The following is a 22,561-nucleotide window of genomic DNA, read 5'->3' on the forward strand; positions in this document are numbered from 1 at the left end:
TCCATTTTTCAATACTATATGGATATTTGTAAAAAATATATTAAAATAATAAGAAGAATATTATATTTTTGTAAATTTATATATTAAATTATTTAAAAACAAAATAATATTTGATATTATTTTCTTGAGTCAATTTCAACAAAATAACCAATAAAAAAGAGGACGCAGGTTGCGTCCTCTTTTTTATAAATCTTTTACTCGTAGTACTCGCATTGCATTTAATACTGCAAGTAGCGTAACACCAACATCTGAGAAGACCGCTTCCCACATTGTTGCAATACCAAAGGCACCAAGTAACAAAACTAGCCCTTTTATACCTAATGCAAATATAATATTTTGCCATACAATACTACGTGTACGTTTTGCAATTTTTACAGCTGTCGCGATTTTTGAAGGTTCATCAGTCATAATGACGATGTCAGCAGCTTCAATTGCTGCATCTGATCCTAAACCGCCCATCGCAATACCAACGTCCGCTCTCGCTAATACTGGCGTATCGTTAATACCATCACCGACGAATGCAATCTTTTCTTTACCGTGTTTTGCTGCATCAATTTTTTCGATTTCTTCTACTTTTTGGTGTGGTAATAATTCGGCATGCACTTCATCTAAACCTAATTCTTTACCAACAGCTTCACCAACTGATTTCGCATCACCAGTTAACATGACTGTCTTCTTAATACCTAGTTCTTTTAACTTTTGGATTGCTTGTTTTGAATCCTCTTTTACCTCATCAGAGATCACAATATAACCGGCATATTTACCATCTACAGCAACATGAACTAGTGTACCTACTGTATTTGGTTGCTTAAATGTAATGTTTTCTTTTCTCATTAATTTAGCATTACCTGCGAAAATTTCTTTTCCCTGTACCTTTACAACCGTACCATGACCTGAAATTTCACTATAGTCTTCAATACTATTTTCATCGATTGATTTTCCATATGCATTTCGAATAGATTGTGCAATCGGATGATTTGAATATACTTCTGCAAATGCTGCATATTCTAATAACTCTTCAGCTGTAGTACCTTCACTAGGCTCCATCTTCGTAACTTTAAAGACACCTTTTGTTAATGTTCCTGTTTTATCAAAAACGATATATTTCACATCATTCAATGCTTCTAAATAGTTACTTCCTTTTACTAAAATACCACTTTTAGATGCCCCACCAATACCTCCAAAGAACCCAAGAGGAATCGATACAACGAGTGCACATGGACAAGAGATTACTAAGAACACTAAAGCTCTATAAATCCAATCAGAGAACGTAGCACCCTCTAAAATAAGTGGTGGAATAAATGCCATAATCGCCGCTGTAATAACTACGACTGGCGTATAATAACGCGCAAACTTCGTAATAAAGTTTTCTGTTGGCGCTTTTTTGCTACTTGCATTTTGTACTAAATCTAAGATTTTTGATACAGTCGATTCACCAAATTCTTTTGTAACTTCAATTGTTAATACACCATTTTGGTTTACAAAACCACTTAATACGTCATTACCAACTTCTACTTCACGCGGTACAGATTCACCTGTTAACGCTGAAGTATCCATCATTGATGTTCCCTCAACTACTTTCCCGTCTAACGGTACTTTTTCACCCGGTTTCACGATAATATACTCACCAATTTGCACATCTTCTGGTGATACTTGTTTCGTTTCATTTCCAACTTTCACATTTGCATAATCAGGACGAATATCCATTAATGAAGTAATTGATTTTCGAGAGCGATTTACAGCAATACTTTGGAACAATTCCCCTACTTGGTAGAATAACATTACTGCAACTGCTTCTGGATATTGTTGAATCGCGAAAGCTCCTAAAGTTGCAATTGCCATTAAAAAGTTTTCATCGAATACTTGGCCGCGAGTGATGTTTCTTACCGCTCTCCAAACAATATCTCCACCTATTAATAAATAAGCAAGAACGAATAATGGAATTGTTATCGTTTGCGGTAATCCGGCTAATGCAGCAATTCCTGTCAAAATTCCGCCGACTACTAATCTTCCTATCATTTTTTTCACATTTCCATCACCATGATCATGGCCGTGGTCGTGTCCTTTTTCCTCTTCACGAACAACTTTTACATCTGGCTCTAACTTTTGAACGACATTTTTTATATCTTGCACAGTCGACTCAAGTTCTCTTTTATTCGCAACTTCTACTCTTAACTTTTTTGATACGAAATCAACAGTCGCTTCTGAAACTGTTGGCATTTCCTTTACCTTATTTTCAATCTTCATTGCACAGTTCGCACAGTCTAAACCTTCTAATATAAATACTTCTTTCGCCACTTTTGTTTTTTTCTCTTCTTGCACCTTAATATGCGGCTCTAATTTTGTAACGAGCTGCTTCGCTTCCGTAACAACTTGATTTTCTTTATTTTGTGGTGTTTCTAAAAGCATCGTCTTAGTTGCAAAATTTACAGAACAAGACGTTACTCCCTCTATATTCCCAACACCCTTTTCAATTTTCATTGCACAATTCGCACAATCTAACCCTTCTAGCATAAGTTTCTTTTTCACTAATGCTTCTGCCATCGTTCTCCCTCCTCGCGTTTTTATTCTTCCTCGTTTACGTGTTCAAACGCTTGCTCGAAGATATGAATTACGTGTTGATCAGCTAATGAATAATAAACTACCTTTCCTTCTTTACGGTTCTTTACAAGCTTTGCTTGCTTTAATACACGAAGCTGATGTGAGATTGAAGATTGCGTCATCCCTAATAAATAAGCTAAATCACAAACACACATTTCAGCTTCAAATAATGCATGTAATATTCTCGTACGTGTACGGTCACCTAATACTTTAAATAATTCTGCTACTTTGCTTAAACTTTCATCAGTCGGAATTGTTTGTTTTACTTGATCCACGATTTCCTCGTGAATTATCGTTTGAGAACATGCTTCCTGTTGCGTTTCTACTTTATTTTCAGCCATCACAGCTCACCTCTTTATTTGAACATATGAACAACTATTCATATATCTTATACTTTTATTATATGAGCGTCCATTCATATGTGTCAATGAATTCTCATACATTTTTTCGAACATTTCGTTCACATTTCAAAATAAACATATAAATATTCTCCGCATCTATCATGCTCTTCATACAAAAAGGATGCACGAAAACTATCGTGCATCCCTTCTTATTTATTAACTTTTACTGCATCCACAATTAACGAAGCGAATCCTAATTTACCATCTTGATTTCTATGATCAAAACGTTTCGATCGATAAATAAATCCACCGTTCTCTTCCCAATCACTATAATGAAACTGGCCATTCTCATCACAGTATTCTAAAAGCTTTACTTGAAAACCTGCTGCTTCAAACATAGATATAATCGTTTTGTAGTTATGTACAATTTTATGGCTTGCAGCTGGATGATCTAACGGGCCAGGTCCTCCCACTTGCACACCACGCTGATATTCTTCATTTGGGAAAAATGCATCCGGCACTGCACAGCGAATATATCCACTATCTTCTAAAAACTCATAACAAACTTTGGCTGCTTCAATACCTTCTTCATATGATAAATGTTCCCATACATGTTCTGCTAAAATGATTGATAACGAATTTGGATTAAACTTTTCAAGCCACATTTCTCTTCTTAATAAATTTAATTCATCCTCATTTGTATGTAACCAACCTGGGTTATTATTATATCCCTCTGCTCCAACGACAACTTTCGTCTTCACGTTTCCACCCCTTCCTATATTCCGACATAAAAATTCGACAACACAATATTGTTCTCCTTTATTTTTCCAAAAGAAAAAAGCCTTGCGCGTTCCCTAGACGCACAAGGCTTACTATCTTATATCCCTTTTAATTAGCTTTTAATTAGCTTTTTCTAAACTATCCTGCGAACTTCCATCTTCTTTTAAATGACTGTGTTTTTTCGAATAAACAAAGTATACAACTACTCCGATTGCTAACCAAACACCGAAGTATATCCATGTTTTTAATGGTAAATTTACCATTAAGAATAGACAACATGCAACTGAAATAATCGGTAAGATCGGTACAAGCGGTACCATAAATCCACGTTGTAATTTCGGATGCGTTTTACGAAGAATGATAACAGTTACACCAACCATGGCGAATGTTAATAACGCTCCAATATTCGCTAAATTCGACAATTCTTTTAAATCGATAAATCCAGCAATTAAAGCACTACCAATTCCTGTTAACCAAACTGAAAATGTTGGCGCTTCAGTCTTCTTGTTAATTTTCGCAAAAGATTTTGGCAATAAACCGTCACGGCTCATTGCGAAGAATACACGTGTTGTCGCATAAATGTAAGCGAAGATTACAGCCATAATACCGATTACAGCTCCAATAGCGATTACACCAGCCACTTTATCTTGTCCTACAACTTCTAACACATATGCCATAGCTTCAGGTACATCTAATTCCTTATAAGAAACCATACCTGTCATAACGAGACAAACTACAACATAAATGATTGTACAAATAACTAACGAAGCAATAATACCAATCGGTAGATCACGTTGTGGATTTTTTACTTCTTCAGCAGAAGTTGCTAATGCATCAAATCCTAAGAAAGCAAAGAATACTGCTGCTCCTCCAGCGAAGACTCCACTTATGCCGTACGGTGCAAATGGTATCCAGTTTTCTGGTTTCACGTAGAATACACCAACTGCAATGAATAAAACAACAATACCAATTTTAATTAATACCATTATGTTATTCACACGCTTACTTTCTTTTGTACCTCGTGATAATAACCAAGTTATCACCAACGTAACGATAATTGCGGGTAAGTTTACCATACCACCTTGCGATGGAATCGTTAACAACGCTTTAGGAATTTCAAGTCCCAATCCGCTCATTAAATTATTGAAATAACCTGTCCATCCGCCAGCTACTGCGGCAGTTGTTACGACATATACGGATAACAATGTCCATCCCATTAAATGGGCAACAAACTCACCAATTGTTGCATATGAATATGTGTACACACTACCTGAAACAGGAAGTGTAGATGCAACCTCTGCATAACATAAAGCTGCAAATCCACAAACAATTGCTGCAATCATGAATGAAAAAATAACTGCTGGACCAGCATCTCTTGCTGCTACTAATCCCGTTAATACTAGAACTCCTGTACCAATTATCGCACCAATCCCTAGCATTGTTAGGTCGAATGCCCCTAGCGTTTTCGTTAAAGTTTTACTTTTACTTTCCCCTAACAATTGCGTAACGGATTTCTTTTTAAATAGGTTGGCCACGATGAATGCCCCCTTTTACCAAGAAGAGCTAAGAGGTATTATCTCTTAGCTCTTATCATGTTGTTTTATATATTGTTCGATTTTGTTTTGTATAATGCTTCTATTAGCAAGATACTGTTTCTGCTTCTAATAATTCTTTAGCACCTTTGTACTCTACACCGTGAGCTTCTGCAACTGCTTCGAATGTTACATAGCCTTCTAATGTATTAATACCTTTTAATAATGCAGTGTTGCCTAGGCAAGCAGCTTTGTAGCCTTTGTTAGCGATTTGTACTGCATATGGTACTGTTACGTTTGTTAATGCAAGAGTTGATGTACGTGGAACCGCACCTGGCATGTTTGCAACTGCATAGTGAACAACGCCGTGTTTTTCATAAGTTGGGTTATCATGAGTTGTAATACGGTCAGTTGTTTCGAAAATACCACCTTGGTCAATCGCGATATCTACAACAACAGAACCTGGTTCCATTGATTTAATCATTTCTTCTGTTACAAGTTTTGGTGCTTTTGCACCTGGGATTAATACTGCACCGATTACAAGATCAGACTCTTTTACAGCTTCTGCAATATTGTAAGGATTAGACATTAAAGTTTTTACTTGGTTTCCGAAAATGTCATCTAATTGACGAAGACGTTCTGCACTTAAGTCGATGATTGTTACATCCGCACCTAGTCCAACTGCAATTTTAGCAGCATTTGTACCAGCTTGTCCACCACCGATAATTGTTACTTTACCACGTTTAACTCCTGGAACACCTGCAAGTAAGATACCTTTACCGCCTTTGTTTTTCTCAAGGAATTGCGCACCGATTTGTGCAGCCATACGACCAGCTACTTCACTCATAGGTGCAAGTAATGGTAATGAACGGTTTTCTAATTGTACTGTTTCATATGCGATAGCAACAACTTTCTTCTCGATTAACGCTTTTGTTAATTCTGGTTCTGGAGCTAAGTGTAAGTATGTGAATAAGATTAAACCTTCGCTGAAGTGTTTGTATTCGCTTTCAACTGGTTCCTTAACTTTCATAACCATTTCCATGTTCCAAGCTTCTTCAGCTGTATCAACAATTTTTGCTCCCGCTTCAACATACTGAGCATCTGTGAAACCAGATCCTAAACCTGCACCCTTTTGAATGAATACTTCGTGATTGTTACGAATTAAATGTACAACACCTGCTGGTGTCATTGCCACACGGTTTTCGTTATTTTTAATTTCTGCTGGTACCCCAATACGCATAATGAAATGCCCCCTTATAATTAACAGAAAAAAGGAATTCTTTTTTCTTTTTGTAATAATTAATAACTTATGTCCTTATTCTAGCATAACTTAAAAATTATGAAAACGCTAACATACCATTTTTTTAAAGTTTATATATTTAGAATAGTGTAAATATACGAAACATTGATTCTATTGGGTTGTTCGTACCATCGCATTATCTATCACTCTATTTACATTATATCTATTCAAAACGCATAGTAATTATTTATTATTTGACAATAATGTAACAATGCAAAAAACTAAGTAGTTACGTATACATATACACTTATTACTTTGTACAATACTTTAGAAATATATTCTTTTCATAAAAAAAACAGCTACTAGCATTTAGCCAGCAGCTGGATAGATCATAAATAACTTTGAAAATAGATCTTCTGTCGTCTCACCAATTTTATCAAACATATCACTTTCACGATCTTCTTGCTCTTTTAACATCTTAATTGTTTCACGTGCATCTTCAGGATAATCGGTAATGATACCATCTACGTTTAACTTATAATATCCCTTTAAACTTTCCATATCATTTACCGTCCATACGTAAATTGGCTTGTTTAACTTCCTTGCTTCTTTTACTAATTTCTTATTTAACATGTATTCTTCTGCTACATAAAAATCAGCCTTCACATTCTTTAAGTTAGCTCTACTCGCATATAGTATATATCCTACTTTTATATTTGGATTTGCACGTTTAAACTCTTTAATAAGCGGATAGTGTAACGTTTGAATGACACATTGCTTCTCAAATTCATTATCTTTAATCGCTTTTAATACTTTGTTTACGAAATCTTTTTCGCCACCATGAAGCTTCACTTCAATATTAAGTTTGATTTTTCCTTTTGCCAGCTTAATGATCTCATCAAGTGTACTTATTTGTCCTGAAAAACCATCTTGACTAAGGGTAAGCTGTCTTAACTCCTCCATCGTTAAATCTGACACATGAACATTAGCATTCGCAAGACGTTTTAGTTTCAAATCATGTATAACTGCTAGTTCACCGTCTTTTGTTTGCAGTACATCAATTTCAGCGTAGTCTGCTTTAGCATCAATAGCCCCCTGCACAGCTTCTTTCGTATTCTCTACACCTTTTGAAATATAACCACGATGAGCCATAATAATTGGTTCTTTATATGAATTTGAAATAAACGTTACAATGAAGGCAACGACCATTCCGGCAGTAATAATTCCTACAATATATACACCAATAAATTTCCAACGATGTTTTTGGAAGAAACATTTATCTGCTTTTGTTTTCGAATAATCTAATCCTTCTTCTAATAAAACATCTTCAACCGGAACCTTTTGTAAATACAATCGTGTTATTGCCATAATATAAAATGGCGTCACGATAAAACTGAATAAATACAATGTACTCGTTAAAAATACAGACATTGTTGATTCCGCTAATAATGCAAATGTTCCCTGTGGATTTGTAAATTCATACATGCCCCATAGACACAATAAATACATTCCAAAAAATACACCGTACACAATCCCTATTGAAATAAAAAATCCAACTAAAAAGAATAGTACTTTAAAAAAACTTTCTTTTACTAACGTTGCACTTTTACGTGCTGCTGTGCGAAACGGCTTTTGCTCTAAAACAACAATAGGTAGAACAAAAATCCAGCGAAGGTTCAAATACGCAACTACAGCAAAGAACGTGTAATAACCAACTTGTCCCATCGTTGTCTTAAACAGTTCTCCTGTAATAAAGTTAGGAATTTGAATTTGCGGAATTAATGCCGTTTCATATCCAATATTTAAAAGAGGTAACAATACGACAGCATATAAAATAAATCCTGGTAAGCAATATGTGAAAAGAGTAGGTAAATACGTTACGGTTTTATATAAAATCGGACGTAATTTCACCTTTTGTCTTTTATGAGCGAAGTACGAAATGATAATAAGCACCGCAAATTCCGTAAAGATAAGAAACAGTGCTAACAATGATAAAATTACGATTGCGAAAATGCCGTATGGTGTCTTTAAAAACGCTAATAATTCATCATTCGTCGCATTTGCATAACCACCAAAATACAATAACTTATTAAAGATGATCCCAAATAGCGGGACAAATACAATCGCTGCTAATAATTTATAAGCAAGTTGAAAGGTTAATACATTCCAAAAAGCAAATCTAACTGTTTGAAAGGAATGTCCCATTACCCCTGGTATAGATAGTCTTTTACGGTGTTGCATATATTCCTCCACATTCTAAAACGATATTTGAGATGGATTCCATATTTCCATTTCCAACCCATCTTTTTAATAATAATATATTCCGCTTAACATGAACACTCTTATACATACAATGAAAAAGTGATGGCTACTTGCCATCACTTTTTCATTTACTCTATTTTTTCTCTAACCCTTGACCAAATGCTTTTAAGAAGCTAAAACCGAATGTAATTGCTCTATTGATATCTGGATCTTTTAACACTTTAAAGAAATCCATCACTTTTGTTTTCTTTCCATTTTTCAGCTCATCCGTTGCAAATTGTAATCCAGTGACTAAACTAGATGTTATTTGTTTCGTTATCTCTGGGTCCACTGAAGATAATGCCTCTCCTGCCCCCATCATATTGTTTAATGCATTCTTTACTGGTTCACGATTTAATTGTTCAACAGCTATTTGGGAAACATCTTCTTTTGCAGCAAGTAAACTAATTGCTGCATCTAAAATTCCAGCTTTTTGTAACTGTCCTAATAGCTGCATCGTCTCTTCTACTGCTTCTCTATTTTCAGCTAGCTCATTTAACAGTTCATCTGTTACTTGCTGTTTCTTTTCTTCTTCTGTTACAACCTTCTTTTTAATTAAAGTAATCTCTTTTGCCATGATCTCCGCCCCCTAATTCTGGTCCACAAGTGATACGTATTGTTTTCTTTGCCACTTTTGCTCGATTTCAACACCATTTTGCGGATGACGTTTTTTATCTCTCGGGTTTGAGGATGGTAACGGACGATTTCCTTTTTCACGTAATACGCGCAGTTTCACCATTGTTTGTTTATAAGCTGGTGTACACGTATAAATGTCTGTCGCTGTTCCTGTTAAAATATTAATTGCCTCTTCATTTACTGTCGCATGCATCGGCAAATATAACTCATTTCCGGTTACACGATCTGTAACAAGCGCTTGTACTTTAATCTTTCCAAATGGTGATGCTAATTCTACAAGACCACCATCTTTCACATTACGTTCTTTAGCAAGTTCAGGTGAAATTTCAACAAATACTTCAGACACTTTAGATAAAATGCCAGCTGACTTATTCGTCATATTTCCTTCATGGAAATGCTCTAGCATACGGCCATTATTTAATAGTAAATCATACTCATCTGGTGCTACTACTGGTGGTACCCATTCATCTAATGATAAACGAGCTAGCTTATCCGGGAAGTTAAATCCATCTACATATAATAATGGTGTATCGCTACCATCATGGCTACCCCAGCATAAACTATTCCAGCCTTCTAAACGGTCATACGTTGCTTGTGAGTATAACGGAGCAAGCGATGCAATTTCATCCATAATTTCACTTGGACTTCCATAGTTCCAGTCTCCGCCCAGTGCACGAGCTACTTTTTGTAAAATCCACCAATCTGGCTTAGAATCACCAAGTGGCTTCAATACTTCATACAATCTTTGAATACGGCGTTCTGTATTTGTAAATGTTCCTTCTTTTTCTAAGCTTGGTGCTGCCGGTAAAATAACATCGGCAAAACGAGCTGTTTTCGATAAAAACATATCTTGAACAACTAGGAAGTCTAAATTCGCTAAAATATGTTGTACATGGTTGGCATTTGAATCTACTAAAGCCATTTCTTCTCCCATAACATACATACCACGCAGTTTTCCTTCTTCCGCTGCTAGTAACATTGCGATATTATTTAGTCCCGGTTCTTTCGGAATGGTAGTACCGTATGCTTTTTCAAATTTCGCACGATGCACATCATCTGAAACTGCTTGATAACCTGGAAGCCAGTTCGGTAATGTTGCCATATCACAAGCACCTTGTACGTTATTATGTCCGCGTAACGGATACGCACCTGCACCAGGACGACGATAGTTGCCCGTAACAAGAAGTAAATTTGAAATTGCAGCTGACGTTGTACTTCCTCCTGTATTTTGAGTTACACCCATTCCCCAAAGTACACAAGTACCATCTGCTTCATATACCATACGAGCCATCTCTTTAAGATCATCTTTAGAAATCCCTGTAATTTTCTCAGTATAATCGAGCGTATACTTTTCTAGCATTTTGCTATATTCATCAAAATTCTTTACATTTTCAGCTATGAACTTTTTATCATGCCAATCTTGATCAATAATATATTTCGTAATACCAGCAAGCCATACATAATCCGTTCCTTGACTCGGGTGAACAAATATATCAGCACGCTCTGCCATTTCATGTTTACGAAGGTCTGCTACAATCAATTTTTGCTCGTGTAATTTATGAGCACGCTTTACTCTAGTTGCAAGTACAGGATGACCTTCTGTTGGATTTGCACCAACAATAATAACAAGACCTGCTTCAGCAATATCTTTTACTGTTCCAGCATCCCCACCCATACCGACAGTTTTAAATAAACCGTCTGTCGCTGGAGATTGGCAATAACGCGAGCAGTTATCTACGTTATTCGTTCCATATATTTGACGGGCTAGTTTTTGCATAAGGTAGTTTTCTTCATTTGTTACTTTAGAAGAAGAAATAAAACCAAATGCATCGCTACCGTATTCTGACTTAATATGTTGCATATTAGACGCAACAACTTCAAGAGCCTCTTCCCATGAAGCCTCAACAAACATATCTCCTTGGCGAATTAACGGTTTTGTAATACGATCTTCACTGTTTACAAAATCCCAACCAAATTTACCTTTTACACATGTAGAGATACCATTAACCGGTGCATCTGAAACAGGTTGTACTTTTAAAATTTGACGATCTTTCGTCCATACTTCAAATGAACAACCTACACCACAAAATGTACAAACTGTTTTTGTTTTATTAACTTTCGTCTTACGCATCGCAGCCTCTACTTCTGAAACCGCTAAAATACTGCTATATCCAGGTTCTACATCTTTTACAAAATCAATCATTGGATCCAACACATCTGGTTTTAATCCTGTCATAAATCCTGCTTCACCCAGCATTGTTTTTTCCATTAACGCATTACACGGACATACTGTTACACATTGCCCACAACTCACACAAGATGAGTCATTTATACTTACACCATTGTCCCAAATAACACGTGGACGGTCTAAACTCCAATCGATTGATAACGTTTCATTCACTTGTAAATTTTGGCATACTTCTACACACTGCCCACAAGCAATGCATTGATTCGGATCGTATCGATAGAATGGATGCGATGTATCCACTTCGCATGCACTTACTTTCGGTTCATACGGATATTTCTGTTCTTCAATCTCCATCATATGTACTGTATTATGGACTTTACAGTTACCATTATTGTTATCACATACTGTACAATACAATAAATGATTCTCTAATATTCGATCCATTGCTTCAGTCTGCGCCTCTTTAGCACGCTGGGACTGTCTTTCAATATGCATACCGTTCTCTAATTTCGTTGAACAAGCACGTAATAACTTCCCATTTACTTCTACAATACACGTATCACAAGTTTGAATTGGATCTACTTCTGGTACATGACAAATTTGAGGATGTTCCAAATTACTCTCGTTAAATAATTGTAGTATCGTCTTTTCACCCGATGTGGAAAATTCTTTACCATCCACGGTTACACGGACTGTCTGTTCTGCCATAGTTTCCCCTCTCCTTACAACCAACTGTACAACACAATTATGAATCCGTTTTCAAAATTGCATTACTGTACATATTTTTGAAACGCTCTGCCCGAATACTTTTCTTATGAAGTCGATTCTAGATGTTATAAGGTATAACTACGAAAGCTTGAAAATATCACTATTCTACAGTTCTATTATATCGTACATATACAATAATAACCAAAATAATCTGTGATTTCCTTGCTAATAGATGTTTTTATTTCCCCATTGTTTTATGATAAATATGGGAGAGAAATACATATAAAAGGGGAATTTAATATGGGGCCTACGCAAGAGACTTATACAATTGTACGCTATCAATCTGGTACATTTTCAAAACAACTGGATGAGATTGTTACAGAATCTCCTATTACTATTAAATTAAACGGTGAGGAATATGTAACAGTTGTATGCACACCAAATTACATTGAAGATATGGTAATTGGTTTTTTAATTTCTGAGGGGATTATTTCTTCCTATAAAGATGTTGAAGAACTATGGGTGCAAAAAGATAACGGAATTGTACATGTAACATCATCAAAAGTAAATCCGCTCTATCAAACTTTATATAATAAGCGATACATCACTTCTTGCTGCGGAAAAGGTAGACAAGGTTTTATTTTCGTTAACGATGCAGCAAAAGCAAAAGATTTACATGATATACACGTGAAAGTTACTCCTGAAGAATGTTTTTACTTAATGAATACTTTACAACAATCTTCAACTACATTTCGCCAAACAGGTGGTGTGCACAATACCGCGTTATGCGATCGAAAAAATATTCTCATATCAAGAATGGATATCGGAAGACATAATGCACTAGATAAAATATACGGTCATTGTTTACGGAACAATATATCTGTTCAAGGGAAAATCATCGCGTTTAGCGGGCGAATCTCATCTGAAATTTTGTTAAAGGTTTCAAAAATCGGTTGCGAAATCGTCCTATCTAAATCAGCTCCAACTAAGCTAGCATTGCAACTCGCTCACGATTTAGGCATTACCGTAGTAGGATTCATTCGAAATGAATCTTGCAATATTTATACACATCCAGAACGAATCGATGGTTATCAATCGAATAACTAAAAAATACCTTCTCAATTGAGGAGGTCTTTTAGTTATAAAAATGTAATATATATAACACTTGAATAGTTAATAAAGTTAATATATAATTTCATTACATAATTAAAACAAAATATTGTAGCATAATCTTTTCATTCTTTTACAAATTAAGAAAGAATAGTCACAGAATACATTTAACTAAACTTAATCTTACAAAGTTAATGAATTAAATTTGAATCAATCTAGGAGGTTACAACTATGGAAATTCGCTTATTAACAACAGAGGACGCAGAAATTTATTTGAAAGTTTGTATGGAAGGTTTAACGAAAAACCCTGAGGCTTTTAGCTCTTCTTATGAAGATGTTCTTAAACATGAAAACCCTGTCGCTGCCATGGCAAAGCGATTAAGCAATCCTGATAAGTATACTCTAGGTGTCTTCAAAGATAATGATTTAGTTGGCATTGCTACTTTAGAAACAAAGCCATTTATTAAGCAAGAACATAAGGCAAAAATCGGCTCCGTTTTTGTTTCTCCAAAAGCGCGCGGCCTCGGTGCAGGACGAGCTTTAATTAAAGCGATTATTGAAAATGCCGATAAATTACATGTAGAACAGCTCATGCTTGATGTTGTTGCTGATAACACTGCTGCAAAAAAATTATATGAGTCCCTCGGCTTCCAAACTTACGGTGTGCAAGAGCGTTCCTTAAAGCATAACGGTCAATATTGGGACGAAGAGCATATGGTTTTATTCTTAAATAATTAACATTTTAATATAATTTTTCAAAAGCATCTTCTTATTAATTAAGATGCTTTTTTCATTACAACAATGTAATCTTCATGTCACCTTTATCGATCGTTCCAATCCTTTCCATTTGTTATACTAAAAATATAAAGTGAAACTTTACTCAGCAAGGAGTATCCATCTCCCGCTGATTATTACATGAACGTATAGCATGCAATTGATATGTAGAGGAGAATGTGACATGAGACAAAATAAACGAGCTATCTTTTTAATATGTGCCACAGCAATTGTAACTTCTGGATTAGCAATTTTACCTTGGTTTATTATATAGAATACATAAAAAAAGCTTATTGCCTCTTAAGAGGCAATAAGCTTTTTTTCTATTATAAAATCCCGAAAAATTTATTTACACAACTTATCATAATAAGCATAGATACCGCAACACACATTACAACCGCATTACGATCTTGCTTTTCTTTTTGTAAATGCTCTACTTTTTTATTCATGTGTACAATCCCCTTTTAAAAAAAGTGTGAGATAGGAAATTTTTCTTATCCGATGCGAGGTGAATACGAAAACCCTCTCTATCTCACATACACAATAGAATGGAATTGTCATTTTATAAATAAAATGACATGACGTTATGTCGCAACATAGGGTATTTGTGTCGCTACGTTTTCTATTATAAAAAATAGTTGTGCAAAACTAGTGCATTTTTTATGTCAATTGCCCTGATTGAAAAAATCAGCCATCCATTCAATCACATAAAAAGAGTTTTTTATTATTTTCATGTAAACTATACAAGTAGAATGAATAGTTTGGGGTGCACAAGATTATGGTGAAAATTTTATTAGTAGACGATGAAGAACGTATGTTACGATTATTAGATCTGTTCTTAAGCCCTCGCGGCTATTTTTGTATGAAAGCTACTTCTGGCCTTGAAGCGCTAGAATTAATCGAACAGAAGGACTTCGATATTATTTTATTAGATGTTATGATGCCGAATATGGATGGGTGGGATACTTGCTATCAAATCCGTCAAATTTCCAACGTTCCAATTATTATGCTAACAGCTCGCAACCAAAACTACGATATGGTCAAAGGCCTAACAATGGGAGCAGATGACTACATTACAAAACCATTCGATGAACATGTATTAGTCGCGCGAATCGAGGCTATATTACGCCGCACAAAGAAAGATGGCTTTGTTAGCTTCAATGGTATTGAGTGGGATAAAACGAAACATACTGTTACAGTTTATAATGAAAAAATCTCACTAACTCCTATTGAGTTTTCGTTGCTCGGACTATTTTTACAAAATACAAACCGTGCCTACAGCCGAGACGATTTAATCGAAAAGATTTGGGGCTATCAAACAGACATCGAATACAGAACTATCGATTCACATATTCGTAATATACGGGATAAGTTACGCAAAAAAGGATTTCCAGTTGAAGATTACTTAGAAACTGTCTATAAAGTCGGATATAAATGGAAAAGTGAATAATTAATTGGGTCAGTGGACAATAGTTGACCACTGGCCCTTTATATGAAATAAGGTATGGTGAGAAAATGAGCAAACTTTCCCTTAAAGTTGGGACATACTTTTTAATATTAGCTTTATGTATTGAAACAATTGCCTTCGTATCTTTTTATAAGAACCTTTCAAACATACGTATTGAAGAGGAAACTCTTGCTCTTTTAGAGAAAGGAAATCGCTATAGTAAAATGATCAAAAACCGCGCGAAGTGGGGTGCATATTCTAAAGAAAAGAAACTCACAGAAAGCGCTGAACACAGTAAACGGCCTAAACGTGCTGTGTACCCCGAGTTTGATATCAACACTGAGGCTGAACACTTAGTTGAATCTGAATTAATTGCTAACTCTGATATAGCTATCATTATAACAGACAATAACGGCAAAATTATTTCTACCTCAGAACCCGTAACGAAAGAAATGCAAAAACAACTTACTTGTAAAACAGAGACTATCCCAGAAGGTGGATTAATCGTTGAAAAAAACTGGAAAAAATCAAAATTCATCTCAACGGTAAGCCCGCTGGAAATTCAAGGATTTCAAGGTAAGTTATATATGTTATTAAAGACATCTTTCTTAGAAAATATGTTACTTAAACTCATGAATCAATTTTTTATCATTAGTGTTTTGACAATTATTTTAACTACTATTTCTGTCTTTGTTTTTTCTCGTGTTATTACAGAACCGCTTATAAAAATGAAGCGGGCGACAGAAAAAATGTCAAAATTAAATAAGCCGATTCAATTAGGAATTAAACGAAATGATGAACTTGGAAGCTTAGCAAAAACGATTGAAGATTTATCTAGTGAACTTACGTATATGAAAAAAGAACGAAACGAATTTCTCGCTAGTGTAGCGCATGAATTACTAACTCCATTAACCTATATGAAAGGTTATGCAAAGGTAGCAAAAAGAGATTCTCTAACGAAAGAAGAACGTGAAGAATACTTACAAATCATTGAAGACGAAACGGATAGTGTAACCGATCTCGTACAAGATTTATTTATGCTTGCACAATTAGAGCAACATCAATTCGTTATTAAAAAACAAAAAATGCCCCTTAGACCATTTTTAGAACGAATGGTTGAAAAAACAAAAACAACATTAACAAACAAACAAATAGAAATTCATGTATACTGTAAAAATGATTTAGAAGTTTGTATAGATGAAAGGCGTATGGAACAAGTGATGTTAAATTTATTACACAACGCTTATCAACATTCATCAGAAAACACTTCTATAACAATACGTGTACTATCGAGTACGAATACTTTTACAATAAGTGTACAAGATGAAGGTGAAGGAATTCCAAAAGAAGATATCCCACACATTTTCGATCGCTTTTACCGTGTCGATAAATCTAGAACACGAGCTACAGGTGGAAAAGGTATCGGACTGGCTGTTGCAAAGGAAATTGTAGAACTTCATAATGGTTCTATCGAAGTAAAAAGCGAATTAGAAGTCGGAACAGAATTTATAATTGAATTACCCTTTGAATAATATATGCGGGAAATCACCAGTGGTAGTCAGCACTACTGGTGCTATTTTATTTATAAAACCAGCTCATATAAGCTAAGCTTTTGAAATTATTTTTATTTCAATATAAAATATAGGTACAACTGTAAAAGATTTGGAGGGTGATATAATTGGATATCCATGTATTAACAAAAGACGAAGCAGAAATTTACTTAGAACTTCGAGTAGAAGGATTAAAACAAAACCCGGAAGCTTTCAGCTCTTCTTATGAAGATATTATTAATAAAGAGTGTGCTATTGAATATAAAGCCCAAAAATTAGCACAAGATGAGAACTATACACTAGGTGCATTTAAAGATGGAGAATTAATCGGAGTTGCAACACTGGAAACGAAACCATATGTAAAACAAGAACATAAAGCGAAAATTGGTTCAGTATACGTGTCTCCAAAAGCACGCGGACTTGGAGCAGGAAAAGCACTTATTAAGGAATGTCTTGAACTTGCTAAATCTCTAGAAGTAGAGCAAGTTATGCTTGATGTGGTTGTTGGCAACGATGGTGCAAAAAAACTTTATGAGTCATTAGGCTTTAAAACATTTGGTGTGCAGGAACGTTCATTAAAATATAACGGACAATATTGGGATGAAGAGCATATGGTTCTTTTCCTTGATGAAGAAAAATAATAAAAAACATCCTCCATTTATGAGGATGTTTTTTTACTTCCTTGCAAACCATGCTGTATATAATAATTGAATGGCCCCTTCAATTTCTTCCTCTAATAGAGTCGCAAATCCAAGCAATACTGTATTTTCGGGAGAAGTCCCTTCCTTATAATACATCGAAACAGGATATACTTTAATACTCCTTTCAGCTGCAGCTTCCACTAACTCTTTCTCTTCCATCCCATTATGCACTTTTAATAAAATATGTAGGCCGGAGTCCTCTCCTATTACTTCAACCCCAATAGAAAAATATTTTTCTATTACCGAAACAAGGCGGTCCCTCTTCTTTCGGTACACAACGCGCATTTTATGAATATGTTTTTCCCAATGCCCATCATTTATAAATTTCTTAATGATCTCTTGATCCATTCTTGAAACGCTTTGTGTATAAAATAAATATTGCTCCTGATACTGCTTAATGAGCGGTTTTGGCAACACCATATAACTCATCCGTAATGATGGCAATAGCGCTTTAGACAGCGTACCCATATAAATTACTTTCCCATCTCGATCTAACCCTTGCAGCGCCGGAATCGGCTTTCCTGAATATCGGAATTCACTATCATAATCATCTTCAATAATATATCTTCCTTCTTCTTTTTGCGCCCATTGTAAAAGCTGCATTCTTCTCGTAATTGGCATAATCATCCCGCAAGGAAACTGATGCGAAGGTGTAACAAATACAACATTTGCATGGCTATCAGTTAACTGTGACATACAAATTCCATCTCGATCTAAAGATAACATTTGGACATTTTGTTCCCCTTGCTCAAAAACAACCATTTTCCGATGGTACCCAGGATTCTCAACTGCATAACGACTTCCCTTTAACATCTGAAATAACATTTTTACTAATATTTGCGTACCCGCTCCTATTACAATTTGACTAGCTACGCATCGTACACCTCTAGATTCATACAAATAGCTCGCGATTGCTTCTCGTAAACTTACCTCCCCTTGCGGATGTCCAAGAAAAAGTAAATCTTTATTTTCAACTTGCCATACCTCGTTCGTAATTTTTCGATATACATGAAACGGAAAAGTATTAGTATCCACACCCGTTTGAGTGAAATCAAATTTATACTCCTTATCTTGAAAAGGCGCTTCTCCTATCACCTCTTCGCTGCCTTCCACATGAATCATTTGCTCGATTTCACATGCAAAATACCCTTTTCTAGAAATCGACTCAATATATCCTTCCGCAAGAAGTTGCTCATAAGCAGCTTCAACTGTATTTTTACTCACTTGTAAATATGTTGCTAGCTTCCTCTTAGCCGGTAATTTCGTAAAAGCCGAAATCGTTCCATCTTTAATCTCTTTTTTTATATACTCATACAATTGTACATACAGTGCCGTCTTACTATTTGCATTCAAATTAGGCGTTAATTCTAACACAATAACTGACCCCTCTCAAAAACACATAACTGATACTTTTTACAGTACCAGAAGTTCTATATAATTCCTTTTATCATGTAACGCATTAATAATCAAACACTAGAGAGGAGATGCATGATAATGAACAATGGTAGACGCATTGGACTTATGATGATTATTACAGGAGCCACCCTATGGGGATTATCTGGTCCCATGATTCAGTGGCTATTTCAACATACGAACGTATCATCAATTGATTTTTTAACAATTCGCCTGTTACTCGCAGGAATATTCATTTTGGCTTTCTTGCTTATTAAAAAACAAAACATATTTCACATTTGGAAACATCCTAAATACTTTATACAACTTATAATTTTCTCTATTCTTGGCATGCTTGGTGCGCAGTACGCTTTTATCGAAACAGTTCATATTAGTAATGCGGTCACAGCAACACTATTTCAATTTCTAGGTCCTGTTCTTATTACCATTTACGTTGCGTTTGAGCAAAAGAAATTCCCTGCTTCTATGCAAATACTCGCAATTATAACTGCTCTAACAGGGACATACTTTATTATTACAAACGGTTCAATTGAAAATATTGTTTTATCTAAAGCAGCTATTACTTTCGGCCTGTTAACAGCGATTGGTTTTGCGTTTTATACCCTTCATCCGGCTTCTCTCATTAAAGAATGCGGAACAACTATAGTAATTGGCTGGGGGATGTTAATTGGAGGGATTGCACTGCTTATTTGTAATCGTTCTTTTGGATGGAATCAGATTTCGCAAACTTTCACACTTCAAACTTTTTCTATGCTTATTCTTATCATTATAAGTGGCACTCTTTCTTTCCTTCTTTATATCGGGAGTCTTAAATATTTAGCAGCAACAGAAACAAGTATTTTATCTAGCATTGAACCACTTGTAGCTGCCATCGTTTCAATCGCTTGGCTTAATGAGTCTTTTGGAGCATATCAATTATTAGGCGGAGTATGTATCGTTCTTTCTGTTATTTTCTTAACAATGCCTCAAAAAGAGAGAGAACCAACCTTTTCAACTGAGCAAATATAAAGTGAAACTTTAATCAGTGGGGGTTTTGTTCATCCCCACTGATTATTAGCCCGCACCAATCGGGCGTTTACGGGCAGTTAATGCGGGATAGAAAATGTCAAAAGAGGTCGTACAAAACTTACGACCTCTTTTTATGATTTAAAGGAATTGTCCCGCCTGCTAGCAAATACAATTACACTAACAATAAAAATTAGGAGTGTGGCACTATGAAAAAAATCGGAACTATGCTACTTTTCTCCTTCCTCATTACTGGCTGTGCGCAAGTGCAACCAGATTCAAATGTACCTAAAAAAGAAGTACTAGAAACGTCATCCTCTCAAATTAACGCACCTTCCTTTTTTCATCTTAGTGTTTTAAAAGATGTAAATTGGGAAGAAGCACCTTCCTTTACAGAGGGGAAGATGCCCTTAAAAGGCATTGAAGGAAAAATTGCAATGGCTGATAGCTCTATTATCGCAAATGAACAAAATGAAATAATGTGGTTCTTCCTAGATCCTGAAATGCCAACTGGAAAACTATCTATTATCGCGTTAAAACAAGGAACTACAACTACAACTCCAGTACTCTTTCAAAAAGAAACTTCCAAACAAACTTGGACTACTTCAAATACAGTCGATACAACCATAAAGGAACTCCCTCTCGTAATGTCACTACCTTCCTCTGGATTATGGGTATTAAATATATATGTGAATGAAAAATATTATGATCAGTTTGTAATCAACGCCGAATAAAGTGACAAAACTGAAACACTTCCTTACAACAATGGAATTTCTACGTCCCGTACTTCGATAGTTGAATCATCTCTCTTCTCTTATACTTAAAGTAAGAGATGAAGCGAGGAGAGAGGAGAGATGAAAAAAATGATAGAAGTGATCGTAGCAGTAACTGAGGTTTTAGTAAATGGTAAACAAGTTGCAATGGAATTAAATAAATAATGAAAGGGGCTTGAATAAATTTATACTTCTTCATTGTTTTGATTTCTTATCTCAAAAAAAAGCAGTGCCTTTTTAAGGCGCTGCTTTTGACTATTTATAACTTGGCATTTTCGTAATTTGCGCCACTCCTGAATCAATGGCTGCTTTTGCTACTGCTTCTGCAACACTTGGAACAACTCTTTTATCTAATGGATTTGGAATTACATAATTCGCATTACGTTCTTCGTCCGTAATTATGTTAGCGATCCCATATGCTGCCGCTAATTTCATCTCTTCTGTAATATCAGTCGCACGAACATCTAACGCACCACGGAATATTCCAGGGAACGCCAATACATTATTTACTTGATTCGAATAATCAGAACGTCCAGTTCCTACTACAGCTGCCCCAGCTTCTAATGCGTCCTCTGGGAATATTTCTGGGATTGGATTCGCCATTGCAAACACAATTGGTTTCTCGTTCATCGTCTGTATAAGTTCTTTCGTTAATACGTTTGGAGCAGATACACCGATGAAAATATCAGCTTGATGAATCGCTTCCTTTAATGTTCCACGTACATATTCTCGATTTGTCTTCTTTGAAACTTCGATTTGCGCTTCGTTCATCCATGTTTCACCTTCACAAACAATACCTTCTAAACTAACTAACGTAATGTGTTTTGCGCCAGCTTTTAATAATAATTTTCCAATTGCAATTCCTGCCGAACCCGCACCGTTAATAACAATTTTAACATCGTCCATTTGTTTACTTACAACTTTTAATGCATTAATAACAGCTGCTAAAACAACAATAGCCGTCCCATGCTGATCATCATGAAATACAGGAATATTCGTTTCTTCTTTTAATCGTTTTTCAATTTCAAAACAGCGTGGTGCTGCAATATCCTCTAAATTAATACCTGCAAATGTAGGCTCTAGATTTTTCACAAGGGTAACGATTTCATCCACATCAGTCGTACCTAAACATAGCGGGAAAGCATCTACATTCGCAAACTTCTTAAATAAAATACTTTTCCCTTCCATAACAGGCATAGCCGCTTTCGGTCCAATATTTCCCAAACCAAGTACTGCTGTTCCATCTGAAACAACTGCCACCATGTTCCCTCTTGCTGTATAGTCATACGCTGTTTCTTCATCTGCCGCAATTGCTTTACAAGACTCAGCTACCCCTGGTGTATAAGTCAGACTTAAATCATCCGCTGAATTCACTTCTACTTTACTTGTGATCTCAATTTTTCCTACTAACTCTTTATGCAATAACAATGATCTTTCATTAATCTGATTTTCTAACATACT

General features: G+C 35.5%; 18 protein-coding genes. 7 read left to right on the plus strand and 11 right to left on the minus strand.

The genetic code is table 11. From position 1 onward, the window contains the following. Nucleotides 1-183: 183 nt before the first annotated feature. The 8 genes from Q3V31_RS25070 to fdhF all read right to left on the minus strand — a co-directional run bounded on the left by Q3V31_RS25070 (nt 184) and on the right by fdhF (nt 12,327). On the minus strand, nt 184-2,544 hold the full coding sequence (locus tag Q3V31_RS25070; protein ID WP_000796612.1) for a heavy metal translocating P-type ATPase: 2,361 nt from the start codon (nt 2,542-2,544) through the stop codon (nt 184-186). 20 nt (nt 2,545-2,564) lie between these two features. Further along, nucleotides 2,565-2,942, minus strand: a complete 378-nt coding sequence (locus Q3V31_RS25075) for an ArsR/SmtB family transcription factor (RefSeq protein WP_000829683.1) — start codon at nt 2,940-2,942, stop codon at nt 2,565-2,567. Nucleotides 2,943-3,151: 209 nt separating this feature from the next. Continuing rightward, nucleotides 3,152-3,703, minus strand: coding sequence for a class I SAM-dependent methyltransferase (locus tag Q3V31_RS25080; RefSeq protein ID WP_000853267.1), 552 nt, complete (start codon nt 3,701-3,703; stop codon nt 3,152-3,154). Between the two features lie 138 nt (nt 3,704-3,841). Continuing rightward, entirely contained in the window at nt 3,842-5,257 is a 1,416-nt protein-coding gene (locus Q3V31_RS25085; protein ID WP_001284894.1) for an amino acid permease, read from the minus strand. 103 nt (nt 5,258-5,360) lie between these two features. After that, nucleotides 5,361-6,494, minus strand: coding sequence for an alanine dehydrogenase (ald, locus tag Q3V31_RS25090; protein WP_001219748.1), 1,134 nt, complete (start codon nt 6,492-6,494; stop codon nt 5,361-5,363). A 369-nt stretch (nt 6,495-6,863) separates the two neighbouring features. Further along, on the minus strand, nt 6,864-8,735 hold the full coding sequence (locus Q3V31_RS25095) for a glycerophosphoryl diester phosphodiesterase membrane domain-containing protein (RefSeq protein ID WP_001164738.1): 1,872 nt from the start codon (nt 8,733-8,735) through the stop codon (nt 6,864-6,866). A gap of 154 nt (nt 8,736-8,889) precedes the next feature. Next, a complete protein-coding gene (locus tag Q3V31_RS25100) occupies nt 8,890-9,372 on the minus strand; it encodes a helical membrane plugin domain-containing protein (RefSeq protein WP_001040517.1) in 483 nt (160 codons plus the stop codon). Between the two features lie 12 nt (nt 9,373-9,384). Next, the gene (gene fdhF, locus Q3V31_RS25105; protein WP_000840690.1) at nt 9,385-12,327 is read right to left on the minus strand and encodes a formate dehydrogenase subunit alpha; all 2,943 of its coding nucleotides are present in this window, start codon (nt 12,325-12,327) and stop codon (nt 9,385-9,387) included. Nucleotides 12,328-12,627: 300 nt separating this feature from the next. On the opposite strand from fdhF, the gene fdhD reads away from it, so the two are divergent. Then, nucleotides 12,628-13,434 carry a formate dehydrogenase accessory sulfurtransferase FdhD gene (gene fdhD / locus Q3V31_RS25110; protein WP_000529232.1) on the plus strand — a complete coding sequence of 269 codons (807 nt, stop codon included), beginning with the start codon at nt 12,628-12,630 and terminating at the stop codon, nt 13,432-13,434. A gap of 234 nt (nt 13,435-13,668) precedes the next feature. Then, nucleotides 13,669-14,175, plus strand: a complete 507-nt coding sequence (locus tag Q3V31_RS25115; protein ID WP_000405886.1) for a GNAT family N-acetyltransferase — start codon at nt 13,669-13,671, stop codon at nt 14,173-14,175. A gap of 362 nt (nt 14,176-14,537) precedes the next feature. Here the strand turns inward: Q3V31_RS25115 and Q3V31_RS25120 are convergent, their stop codons facing one another. After that, nucleotides 14,538-14,660: a hypothetical protein gene (locus Q3V31_RS25120; protein ID WP_001036874.1), complete on the minus strand. Its 123-nt coding sequence runs from the start codon at nt 14,658-14,660 to the stop codon at nt 14,538-14,540. Nucleotides 14,661-14,989: 329 nt separating this feature from the next. Between Q3V31_RS25120 and Q3V31_RS25125 the strand changes: the two genes are divergently transcribed. The 3 genes from Q3V31_RS25125 (at nt 14,990) to Q3V31_RS25135 (ending at nt 17,849) form a co-directional block, all read left to right on the plus strand. Next, on the plus strand, nt 14,990-15,661 hold the full coding sequence (locus Q3V31_RS25125) for a response regulator transcription factor (RefSeq protein WP_000238947.1): 672 nt from the start codon (nt 14,990-14,992) through the stop codon (nt 15,659-15,661). A 65-nt stretch (nt 15,662-15,726) separates the two neighbouring features. Continuing rightward, on the plus strand, nt 15,727-17,190 hold the full coding sequence (locus tag Q3V31_RS25130) for a HAMP domain-containing sensor histidine kinase (RefSeq protein WP_000041032.1): 1,464 nt from the start codon (nt 15,727-15,729) through the stop codon (nt 17,188-17,190). Between the two features lie 146 nt (nt 17,191-17,336). After that, the gene (locus Q3V31_RS25135; RefSeq protein WP_000351210.1) at nt 17,337-17,849 is read left to right on the plus strand and encodes a GNAT family N-acetyltransferase; all 513 of its coding nucleotides are present in this window, start codon (nt 17,337-17,339) and stop codon (nt 17,847-17,849) included. A gap of 33 nt (nt 17,850-17,882) precedes the next feature. On the opposite strand, the gene pdxR is transcribed toward Q3V31_RS25135, so the two are convergent. Further along, nucleotides 17,883-19,283: a MocR-like pyridoxine biosynthesis transcription factor PdxR gene (gene pdxR, locus Q3V31_RS25140; protein WP_000891863.1), complete on the minus strand. Its 1,401-nt coding sequence runs from the start codon at nt 19,281-19,283 to the stop codon at nt 17,883-17,885. Between the two features lie 120 nt (nt 19,284-19,403). Between pdxR and Q3V31_RS25145 the strand changes: the two genes are divergently transcribed. Beyond that, nucleotides 19,404-20,330, plus strand: coding sequence for a DMT family transporter (locus Q3V31_RS25145; protein WP_001059064.1), 927 nt, complete (start codon nt 19,404-19,406; stop codon nt 20,328-20,330). 206 nt (nt 20,331-20,536) lie between these two features. Further along, nucleotides 20,537-21,061, plus strand: coding sequence for a DUF4871 domain-containing protein (locus Q3V31_RS25150; RefSeq protein ID WP_000719661.1), 525 nt, complete (start codon nt 20,537-20,539; stop codon nt 21,059-21,061). A 294-nt stretch (nt 21,062-21,355) separates the two neighbouring features. Here the strand turns inward: Q3V31_RS25150 and Q3V31_RS25155 are convergent, their stop codons facing one another. Further along, on the minus strand, nt 21,356-22,558 hold the full coding sequence (locus tag Q3V31_RS25155) for an NAD(P)-dependent malic enzyme (RefSeq protein ID WP_000892411.1): 1,203 nt from the start codon (nt 22,556-22,558) through the stop codon (nt 21,356-21,358). Nucleotides 22,559-22,561 lie beyond the last annotated feature (3 nt).

The sequence above is a fragment of the Bacillus nitratireducens genome (genome assembly GCF_036320425.1).
In the GTDB taxonomy this organism is placed as follows: Bacteria; Bacillota; Bacilli; order Bacillales; family Bacillaceae_G; genus Bacillus_A; species Bacillus_A nitratireducens.

What these genes read in the sequence shown, in the direction of transcription:
- Q3V31_RS25070 (WP_000796612.1), bottom strand. Translation starts at nt 2,544, where the DNA reads ATGGCAGAAGCATTAGTGAAAAAGAAACTTATGCTAGAAGGGTTAGAT.
- Q3V31_RS25075 (WP_000829683.1), bottom strand. Translation starts at nt 2,942, where the DNA reads ATGGCTGAAAATAAAGTAGAAACGCAACAGGAAGCATGTTCTCAAACG.
- ald (WP_001219748.1), bottom strand. Translation starts at nt 6,494, where the DNA reads ATGCGTATTGGGGTACCAGCAGAAATTAAAAATAACGAAAACCGTGTG.
- Q3V31_RS25095 (WP_001164738.1), bottom strand. Translation starts at nt 8,735, where the DNA reads ATGCAACACCGTAAAAGACTATCTATACCAGGGGTAATGGGACATTCC.
- Q3V31_RS25100 (WP_001040517.1), bottom strand. Translation starts at nt 9,372, where the DNA reads ATGGCAAAAGAGATTACTTTAATTAAAAAGAAGGTTGTAACAGAAGAA.
- fdhF (WP_000840690.1), bottom strand. Translation starts at nt 12,327, where the DNA reads ATGGCAGAACAGACAGTCCGTGTAACCGTGGATGGTAAAGAATTTTCC.
- fdhD (WP_000529232.1), top strand. Translation starts at nt 12,628, where the DNA reads ATGGGGCCTACGCAAGAGACTTATACAATTGTACGCTATCAATCTGGT.
- Q3V31_RS25115 (WP_000405886.1), top strand. Translation starts at nt 13,669, where the DNA reads ATGGAAATTCGCTTATTAACAACAGAGGACGCAGAAATTTATTTGAAA.
- Q3V31_RS25120 (WP_001036874.1), bottom strand. Translation starts at nt 14,660, where the DNA reads ATGAATAAAAAAGTAGAGCATTTACAAAAAGAAAAGCAAGATCGTAAT.
- Q3V31_RS25125 (WP_000238947.1), top strand. Translation starts at nt 14,990, where the DNA reads ATGGTGAAAATTTTATTAGTAGACGATGAAGAACGTATGTTACGATTA.
- Q3V31_RS25130 (WP_000041032.1), top strand. Translation starts at nt 15,727, where the DNA reads ATGAGCAAACTTTCCCTTAAAGTTGGGACATACTTTTTAATATTAGCT.
- Q3V31_RS25145 (WP_001059064.1), top strand. Translation starts at nt 19,404, where the DNA reads ATGAACAATGGTAGACGCATTGGACTTATGATGATTATTACAGGAGCC.
- Q3V31_RS25150 (WP_000719661.1), top strand. Translation starts at nt 20,537, where the DNA reads ATGAAAAAAATCGGAACTATGCTACTTTTCTCCTTCCTCATTACTGGC.
- Q3V31_RS25155 (WP_000892411.1), bottom strand. Translation starts at nt 22,558, where the DNA reads ATGTTAGAAAATCAGATTAATGAAAGATCATTGTTATTGCATAAAGAG.